Origin of the sequence: Streptomyces olivaceus, assembly GCF_000721235.1 — a bacterium.
GTDB classification, from domain to species: domain Bacteria; phylum Actinomycetota; class Actinomycetes; order Streptomycetales; family Streptomycetaceae; genus Streptomyces; species Streptomyces olivaceus.
On record NZ_JOFH01000030.1, the window covers coordinates 82,602 to 90,063 of the forward strand.

General features: G+C 72.3%; 7 protein-coding genes and 1 pseudogene. 4 read left to right on the forward strand and 4 right to left on the reverse strand.

Annotation, left to right across the window (positions count from 1 at the left end):
* Positions 1-329 precede the first annotated feature (329 nt).
* From IG94_RS0129260 to IG94_RS0129270, 3 genes are all read left to right on the forward strand, one after another.
* Positions 330-2,057 (forward strand): GAF domain-containing SpoIIE family protein phosphatase, encoded by a 1,728-nt coding sequence (locus IG94_RS0129260; protein WP_031043857.1) that lies wholly within the window; start codon positions 330-332, stop codon positions 2,055-2,057.
* 394 nt (positions 2,058-2,451) lie between these two features.
* Positions 2,452-2,967 (forward strand): DUF5994 family protein, encoded by a 516-nt coding sequence (locus IG94_RS0129265; RefSeq protein ID WP_031043860.1) that lies wholly within the window; start codon positions 2,452-2,454, stop codon positions 2,965-2,967.
* A gap of 100 nt (positions 2,968-3,067) precedes the next feature.
* Positions 3,068-4,108 carry a fatty acid desaturase family protein gene (locus IG94_RS0129270; protein WP_031043862.1) on the forward strand — a complete coding sequence of 347 codons (1,041 nt, stop codon included), beginning with the start codon at positions 3,068-3,070 and terminating at the stop codon, positions 4,106-4,108.
* On the opposite strand, the gene IG94_RS0129275 is transcribed toward IG94_RS0129270, so the two are convergent.
* Together IG94_RS0129275 and IG94_RS0129280 are read right to left on the reverse strand one after the other, a co-directional pair.
* Entirely contained in the window at positions 4,105-4,386 is a 282-nt protein-coding gene (locus IG94_RS0129275) for a hypothetical protein (protein ID WP_030401450.1), read from the reverse strand. The genes IG94_RS0129270 and IG94_RS0129275 overlap by 4 nt on opposite strands.
* A gap of 5 nt (positions 4,387-4,391) precedes the next feature.
* Positions 4,392-4,982 carry a DUF5994 family protein gene (locus IG94_RS0129280; protein WP_031043866.1) on the reverse strand — a complete coding sequence of 197 codons (591 nt, stop codon included), beginning with the start codon at positions 4,980-4,982 and terminating at the stop codon, positions 4,392-4,394.
* A gap of 314 nt (positions 4,983-5,296) precedes the next feature.
* Here IG94_RS0129280 and IG94_RS0129285 point away from each other — a divergent pair, with 314 nt between their 5' ends.
* Entirely contained in the window at positions 5,297-5,692 is a 396-nt protein-coding gene (locus IG94_RS0129285) for a DUF5994 family protein (RefSeq protein WP_224219996.1), read from the forward strand.
* Here IG94_RS0129285 and IG94_RS0129290 read toward each other — a convergent pair.
* Both IG94_RS0129290 and IG94_RS0129295 read right to left on the reverse strand, forming a co-directional pair.
* Complete coding sequence (locus IG94_RS0129290; protein ID WP_031043872.1) at positions 5,660-6,193, reverse strand: DUF5994 family protein; 534 nt, start codon at positions 6,191-6,193, stop codon at positions 5,660-5,662. The two genes, IG94_RS0129285 and IG94_RS0129290, sit on opposite strands and share 33 nt — an antisense overlap.
* Before the next feature lie 242 nt (positions 6,194-6,435).
* Positions 6,436-7,281, reverse strand: a pseudogene (locus tag IG94_RS0129295) (flavoprotein); the annotation flags it as partial.
* Positions 7,282-7,462 lie beyond the last annotated feature (181 nt).

Consider the following 7,462-nt stretch of genomic DNA (forward strand, 5'->3'; position numbering starts at 1 on the left):
CCTTCATCGAGCAGCATCCCGGAGATCCTGTCACCTGCTGGCCTCGCCGTCCTCGTCACGGGCCTGGCCGCGTCCGTGCCCGGGCGGAGCTGCGCTCCCCGCGGTCCGGGGCGAGGACGGCGCGGGGTACGGCTCGCCGGAGACGAGCGGACCAACCGCCCGGGAGACCCGGCGTCTGGCCAGACGGCGGGATGACGACTGCCCCTGGTCCGGACATACCTGGCTGGCCCGTGGGCCGTGCCCGCGCGGTGTGCGCCGTCTGCCCCGGTGCCGTGCGAGCAGGGCCGCGTCGGAGCACCATCGACGGGAAGACAGCCTCTGGAGGGTCCGTGCGCGATGCGGTGGGTGATGACGTGGGGGCGTGGCCGGTGGGCGAGCCGGGTTTCTGGCGGCGGGTCGTCGAGCGGCTGGACACGGCGGTGCTGGTGCTGGACGCAGCCGGAAGCGTGATCGTCGCGAACCCGGCGGCCGAGCGGCTGCTGGGCCGCACCACCGGGGCGATGCGGGGAGCCGACGCACACGATCTGCTGCACCGGGACGCGGACGGCAACAAGGTGCCGCGAGACCGGTGCCCCCTGCTCCACGCGCTGGCCGAGGGGCAGGGGGCGCGAGGGGAGGGCGGCACATACCTGCGCGGTGACGGTCGTCTGCTGGCTGTCTCCTGGTCCGCGTCCCCCTTGACGGAGGACGGCTCCGTGCAAGGCATGGCACTGCTGTTCACGGACGCCACGGGGGACCGCCGCGTCCACCGGGAGCGAACGGCGCGCACGCGCGCCCTGGAGGACCTCAACGAGCGGCTGTCCCTGGTCGCGGAGATCACGGACGTCCTGGGGCAGACTCTGGAGACCGACGAGGCGCTGGCCCGCCTGGTGCGGCTGCTCGTGCCCCGTCTGGCCGACTGGGCCGCGGTGGACCTGCGGACCGGTTCCGGCGAGGTCCACCGGGTGGCGGTGACCGGTCCGGAGGGACGGGACGCCGGATTCCAGGGCCGGAGCGTACTCGGCGCGGAGGGGGCCGGTGAGGGGGAGGACTCGCCGCTGGGCCGTGCGCTGACCGGGGGCGAATCCGTGCTCCAGGAGCGGGTGGCTGCCCTCACCCCGGCCGCCGGACACCCTCCTCTGGCCGCTCTCCACCATGGCTTTCTGACGGCGGTGGGCGCCAGCTCCGCCGTTACGGTGCCCCTCGGCGCCCGGGACCGGATCACCGGGGCGCTGACGGTGGTGCGCACCGACCCGGCGCACCCCTTCGACGAAGACGACCTGGCCGCAGTGGGCGACGTCGGCCGCCGGGTCGGCGTGCTCATCGACAACACCCGCCGCTACGGCCGTCAGCGCGCCGTCGCCGAGGCCATGCAGCGCAACCTGCTCGTCCCGCTGCCCCGGCCGGGCCACCTCCGGCTGGCCGCCCGCTACCAGCCCGCACCCGCGGGCTCCCAGGTCGGCGGGGACTGGTACGACGCCTTCATCCTGAAGGACGGCGCGCTCGCCCTGGTCATCGGTGACGTCGTGGGCCACGACCTGACCGCGGCGGCCGGTATGGCCCAACTGCACGGCATTCTGCGTTCGCTGGCCTGGGATCACACGGGACCGCCCGGCGCCGTCGTCGACCGCCTCGACGCCGCCATGCCGGTCATCACCACCGTCCCGCTGGCCACCCTGATCCTCGCCCGCGTCGAGGGCGACCCGGACACGGGACCGTGGACGCTCCGCTGGACCAGCGCGGGGCACCCGCCCCCGCTGCTCCTCTCCCCGGACGGCACCGCATGCTTTCTGGAAGCCGGCCAGGGGCTGCTCCTCGGCACCGGATCCGTCGGCGACGCGGACCGACCGGACGCCACGCATCCCCTGAAGCCCGGCTCCACCCTGCTGCTGTACACGGACGGGCTCGTCGAGACACCGGGCAGCGACCTCGACACGGGCCTGGACCGGCTGCTCCGGCACGCCCTCACTCTCGTCCACGAACCGCTGGACAGGCTGTGCGGAAAGGTGCTCGCCCACCTGCCGCCCGGCAGCACCGACGACGTAGCCCTGCTCGCCCTGCGCGTACCGCCGCCATGAGACGTGGTGGCCGTCGGACCGGGCCGGTGCCGCGGAGGCGCCCACCATCTCCCACACCACTGATGACCTGCTGTCACGCCGCCTTTACTCGCCGAGGAGTAGTCTGAGGAGACCGAGGGCATCAGGCACGCCGGTGGCGGACCGGCTCCACCCCGGTATCCACCGGCGTTCGTCACGCGGAAGGGTCTCCCCCCTTCACCCCGCATACGCCCGCCGACTCCCTTCCCGCGAACTCGCGGCGGTCGTCGGCGCTTTCCTCCGGCAAGAGCGGCCAGGCACGACCTCCAGCACCCGGATCCACCGGCCACGTCCGGCGCTGCCCGACAGCCCGCGGACCGTCGGCCGCCGTGCCCTGCCGAACCGGCCGGCACCCAACTCGTCAGAGAGATCCCACGTGATCGCCACAGTCCCCACCGCACCGTCCACCCTGTCCCCGCCCCTGCCCCTCGTCCGCCTGCGTCTCGCGCCGCACGGCGCGCTGCCGCGCCGGATCGACGGAGTGTGGTGGCCGTACTCCCGCGATCTTCTGACACAGCTCCCGAAGATGCTCGCCGCGCTGCCGAGAGCGTGGGGCGACATCACCGGCGTCACCGTGGACGCCGCGGCCTGGTCGGCGGCACCGGGGCGCATGTTCGTCGCCAACCAGGTCGTCCGCCTGCACAAGGCCCCCGCCTCTCCGCACGCCCCGGACCGGGTCGTCCTGCTCTCCCCAGGGCTCGGCCGTTGGGATCTGCAGGTGATCCCGCCGGACGCGACGGAGGAAGCAGCCGCTCTCCTTACGACGGCCGCCTTGGACGACCGGCGGCCCGGCGCCGAGGGAGAAGCCCGGCCCCCGGCCCCGACGGCGGCGGCAGGTCCGCGCGGCCGTGTGGGACCCACCGGGCGGGGAACCCGGGCCCCTCGGTGGTAGGAGCCGCCGCGGGCACGTCCATGTACGCACCCGCTCCCCGCGCCCAACTCGCCCTGGGGCCGCCCCGAGTCATCCGCCCGCTTCTGAGAGAGACGTCCTCATGACCATGGCCACCACCACCGCCACGCGCCCCGACACTCCCGGCAGCGACTTCGCCCGGCTGTCGAAGAAGATCGCGGACGCCGGACTGCTGGGGCGCCGCCCCGGCTACTACACGTTACGCATCACCGCCGTGACCGGGCTCTACGCCGCCGGATGGGCCGCGTTCGTCCTCGTCGGCGCCTCCTGGTGGACACTGGCGATCGCCGCGTTCCTGGCCGTGATGTACGGGCAAGTCGCCCTGGTCGCCCATGACATGGCCCACCGGCAGGTGTTCCGCCGCCGCCGGGCCAGCGAGTTGTCCGGACGGATCGCCGGCGCGTCGATCGGCATGAGCTACGGCTGGTGGCAGGACAAGCACACCCGTCACCACGCCAACCCCAACACCGAGAACCTCGACCCCGACATCGGACCCGACCTGCTCGTCTGGTCCCCGGACCAGGCCCGCGCCGCCACCGGACTGCCCCGCCTGCTCGGCCGCTGGCAGGCGTTCCTCTTCTTTCCCCTGCTCACGCTGGAGGGCTTCAACCTGCACGTGGCGAGCGGCAGGGCCATGGCCAACCGCCGGCTCAAACGCCGGGCGGTCGACGGCGCTCTGCTCCTGGGGCACTGCGCCGTCTACCTGGCCGCCCTGTTCTGGGTCCTGCCGCCCGGGATGGCGATCGCCTTCCTCGCCGTCCACCAGTGCCTGTTCGGCGTCTACCTCGGTTCGGCCTTCGCGCCCAACCACAAGGGGATGCCGATCCTGACGGCCGACGACCGCCCCGACTTCCTCCGCCGCCAGGTGCTGACCTCACGCAACGTCAACGGCGGCCGGTTCACCGACCTGGCGCTCGGCGGCCTGAACCACCAGATCGAGCACCACCTGTTCCCGAGCATGCCCAGCCCCAACCTGCGCAAGGCCCGCGCCATCGTCCGGCGGTACTGCCGGGACCTGGGTGTCGACTATGCGGAAACGGGCCTGGTCGCCTCCTACCGGTTGGCACTCACCAGCCTCCACGACGCCGGCGCCCCGCTCCGACGGACCCGCGTCCCCACTTAGCGGGGCGAGACGCCGCCGTGGGTACGGCGGCGTCCAGGACGCAGCCGTCCGCGTCCGCCGTACCGGGAGCCCCGGCGCTCGCCGGCGTCGTTCGCGACCGGGGACCGTCGGCGTACCGCCGGCCCTTCGTCGGTCTTCCGGTCTGGTGCGACGACACCGCTGCGGCCGTAGTGGAAGGCGGCACTTCTGCCCCCGTGCTGGGAGTTCAGGCGGTGGATGAGGAACGCGCCTGCCGCGATCACCGCCAGCAGCACGAACACCGTCACGAGGATGTCCATGGCCCTCACACCCTTTCCGGCCGGTCCCTCGCGGTGGCGACGGCGACTCGAAGCCATGGAGAAGTGACGGAAGCACCGGCTCCATGTCCTCCTTCGGACTCCCACACCGCTTCCCTGGTGCGGTCGGCCTCGGCGGTCACCGTCAGACGCGCGGCATCCGCCAGCAGGCTGCTCGCGGTCGCTGTCCGGCGCGGGTCGCTCGCGGCGGCCATCAGCCAGGCGGCCGCGGCCGGAGGCGTCTGCGGGGGAACGACCAGCAGGTTCCAGCGGCCCACGTGGTAGGAGAGCAGCAGCAACTCGTGCTCGTCCTGCTCGAAGCGGAACCAGCCCACCTTCACCACGTGCCCGGCGACAGGCACCTTGCGCGGGACGACCGGCCACTGGGCGGGGTTCACCGTGATCCGGGTGATCCGCCCCCACAGCGGATCCAGAACGGACGCCAGGGCCGGCAGTTCGGCGGTGAGATCACGCGAACGCGGCCACCAGGCGCCGTCCAGCAGCAGCGGTGCCGAACCGGCGGGGACGAGCGAGAGACGTACGGGAGACGTGGGACGCCGGTCTTCGGACGTCGTCGGAGGGGAGACGGTCGCAGTCATGACGCGAACCCTGCCCCGGGCGGGCCTGAGCCGACCCGGCGTATTCGATCACCGAAAACGGCACAGACGCGAAATGCCCGTGCGCGGAGTGTCCCCGGTTCCTCCAGCCTACTCTTCGCGGCGCCCGACCAGGCCGTACACCGGGAGCAGTCCACCCGATGAGGCCGAAGCCTCTTGTCGGGGCTCGTCGAGGAGTAGCCTGAGGACTTCGAGGGCTTTCGTGTACCGGCGCCGCCGGTCCCGTCCTCGCTCACTCACCACCGGGCGCTCCGTCAGTCGGCGCAGGCCCGCAGTCAGGCTTCTTCCTCATGATCATGAACACCACTCAGCTCCGTCCGCACGCGGCACCGTTCCGACCACGTGCCGCGCGCCTCGTCCTCGGATCCGCCAGCCGCTTCGGCCGTCCGGACGGCGCGTGGTGGCCACGGACCCGCGACCTGGCACGAGAACTCGGCGAACTGGCCGACGTGATCGATCCGCTGTGGGGCCGGCTCACCCACGTGGCCGTCAATCCCCGCCACTGGCAGCCTCTCCCGCACGGCGTGGTCGTCGTCAACGGCTACGAGGTGGCGGTCGACAGATTCACCGAGGCGCTCAACCCGCACAGGATCCTACTGCAGTCCTACACTGCGGGCCGTTGGGATCTCCTCGTGGTGCCGCCCCCGACGAGCGCGTCGTCAGCGGCCCGGCTCATGGCGGCCGTGGCGTAGCGCAGCGGTGGGTGCATGCCTCGGGCCCACACGCTCCGTGCCGGTGTCGATGAGGATCTGTTCCGCCGGCGTCTGACTGCCTGCGCGCACGGCTGCGGCCATGGCCGCGCGGGCCGCGTCGGCCGCGGTGTGGGGCGGAACCACCAGCAGCGAGAAGAGATCATTGCTGCCCCGGGTGATGAGAACGGTGTCGTCTCCGACCGGGAAGGAGTCGATGCGGACGACACGACCGTCGATCGTCAGCCGCGTCGGCAGCTCGTCCCAGGCGTCGGTGTCCAGACCGACACGTGTGATCGGCCCGAGGTACTCGGACAGCGCGGAGACGAGGCCGGGCAGTTCACCGGCGATGTCGCGGGAGCGGGGCCACCACGCCCCGTCGAGCGCACCCTTCCGGTCATGGGTCGTCTCGAGCCGCACCACGGCGGTTCCAGGTCGCGAAACCGCCTGATGCACAGCGTCGGGCAGGAGCCTGGTCACCCGCGGGGGGTCGGGGTCGGACATCGCACTCGCCTGCCTACCGGGAACGGCAAACCGAAAGCCTCCTGGTTTCACGGTACTCCTCGACCGACGACGGCCGGGATTCCACGATCACCGGGCTACTCACTGTCATCGCCGCACGCGTAGAAGAACAAGGTCGAGGTGTGCTTCCCCCGACCTGCGCTTCTGGGCGGCACCAAGGCCCGTCACCCCGACGTACTCGCCGCCAACGCAAGGAACGCGCCAGCGCCCGCGGTGTCGGTCTGTCAGCAGCCGCCGGAGGCGGCCGGTGCGCCGATGCCGATCTGCAGCGTGGCAGGGGCCGCGCAGCAACCTCCGCCTTCGCCGCTCCGCGCGGCGTCGGGCTCGTCGAACAGACCCGCGCCGCCACACACACCGGTCTCCGGCAGGGTCAGCTCGACGCGTTCGGCCGCCTCGTGGTCACCGGCGAGAGCGGCCGTGATGGAGCGGACCTGCTCGTAGCCGGTCATGGCGAGGAAGGTGGGGGCGCGGCCGTAGGACTTCATGCCGGCCAGGTAGACGCCCTGCTCCGGGTGGGACAGCTCCTTCACGCCGTGCGGGTAGACCGTGCCGCAGGAGTGGACGTTCGGGTCGATCAGCGGAGCCAGCGCGGTCGGGGCCTGGAGGCGTTCGTCGAGGCCGAGGCGGAGCTCGGAGAGGAAGCTGAGGTCGGGGCGGAAGCCGGTCAGGACGACGACCTCGTCGACCGCGTCCAGGCGGCGGCCGTCCTCGGCGACCAGGACCAGCCGGTCGCCGTCACGCTCGACCGCTTCCGTACGGAACCCGGTGACGGCGCTCGCGTGCCCCTGCTCCACCGCCGCCTTGGCACGCAGGCCGAGGGCGCCGCGGGCCGGGAGCTGGTCGGCCTCGCCGCCGCCGTACGTGGCGTCGCCGATGCCTCGGCGCAGGATCCAGACCGCGTGTGTGTCCGCCTCTTCCCCGGCCAGGTCGGCGAGCAGGGCGAGAGCGGTGAACGCGGAGGCGCCGGAACCGACGACCGCCGTGCGCTTGCCGGCGTAGCGGGCTCGGACAGCCGGGTCCTTCAGATCGGGGACGCGGTAGGTGATGCGGTCGGAAGCGGACTTCTCACCGTGGCTCTGTTCACGAATACGGACAGCACTTGTTGATGGGTTTGGGAGGCAGCCAGCGTTCGCGCGGAATCGAACGTCCACAATCGTGCGCACCGAGCTGAGCTGCCGTGCGTGTCAAATAGCAAGGGTCATTCCCTCGTTTGCAGTCAGGATCTCCCCGGTGTAGGCGACACCGGCCTCG

Excerpts from the sequence above, each read along its gene's own strand:
- IG94_RS0129285 (WP_224219996.1), top strand. The coding sequence starts at position 5,297 with ATGAACACCACTCAGCTCCGTCCGCACGCGGCACCGTTCCGACCACGT.
- IG94_RS0129270 (WP_031043862.1), top strand. The coding sequence starts at position 3,068 with ATGACCATGGCCACCACCACCGCCACGCGCCCCGACACTCCCGGCAGC.
- IG94_RS0129275 (WP_030401450.1), bottom strand. The coding sequence starts at position 4,386 with ATGGACATCCTCGTGACGGTGTTCGTGCTGCTGGCGGTGATCGCGGCA.
- IG94_RS0129290 (WP_031043872.1), bottom strand. The coding sequence starts at position 6,193 with ATGTCCGACCCCGACCCCCCGCGGGTGACCAGGCTCCTGCCCGACGCT.
- IG94_RS0129280 (WP_031043866.1), bottom strand. The coding sequence starts at position 4,982 with ATGACTGCGACCGTCTCCCCTCCGACGACGTCCGAAGACCGGCGTCCC.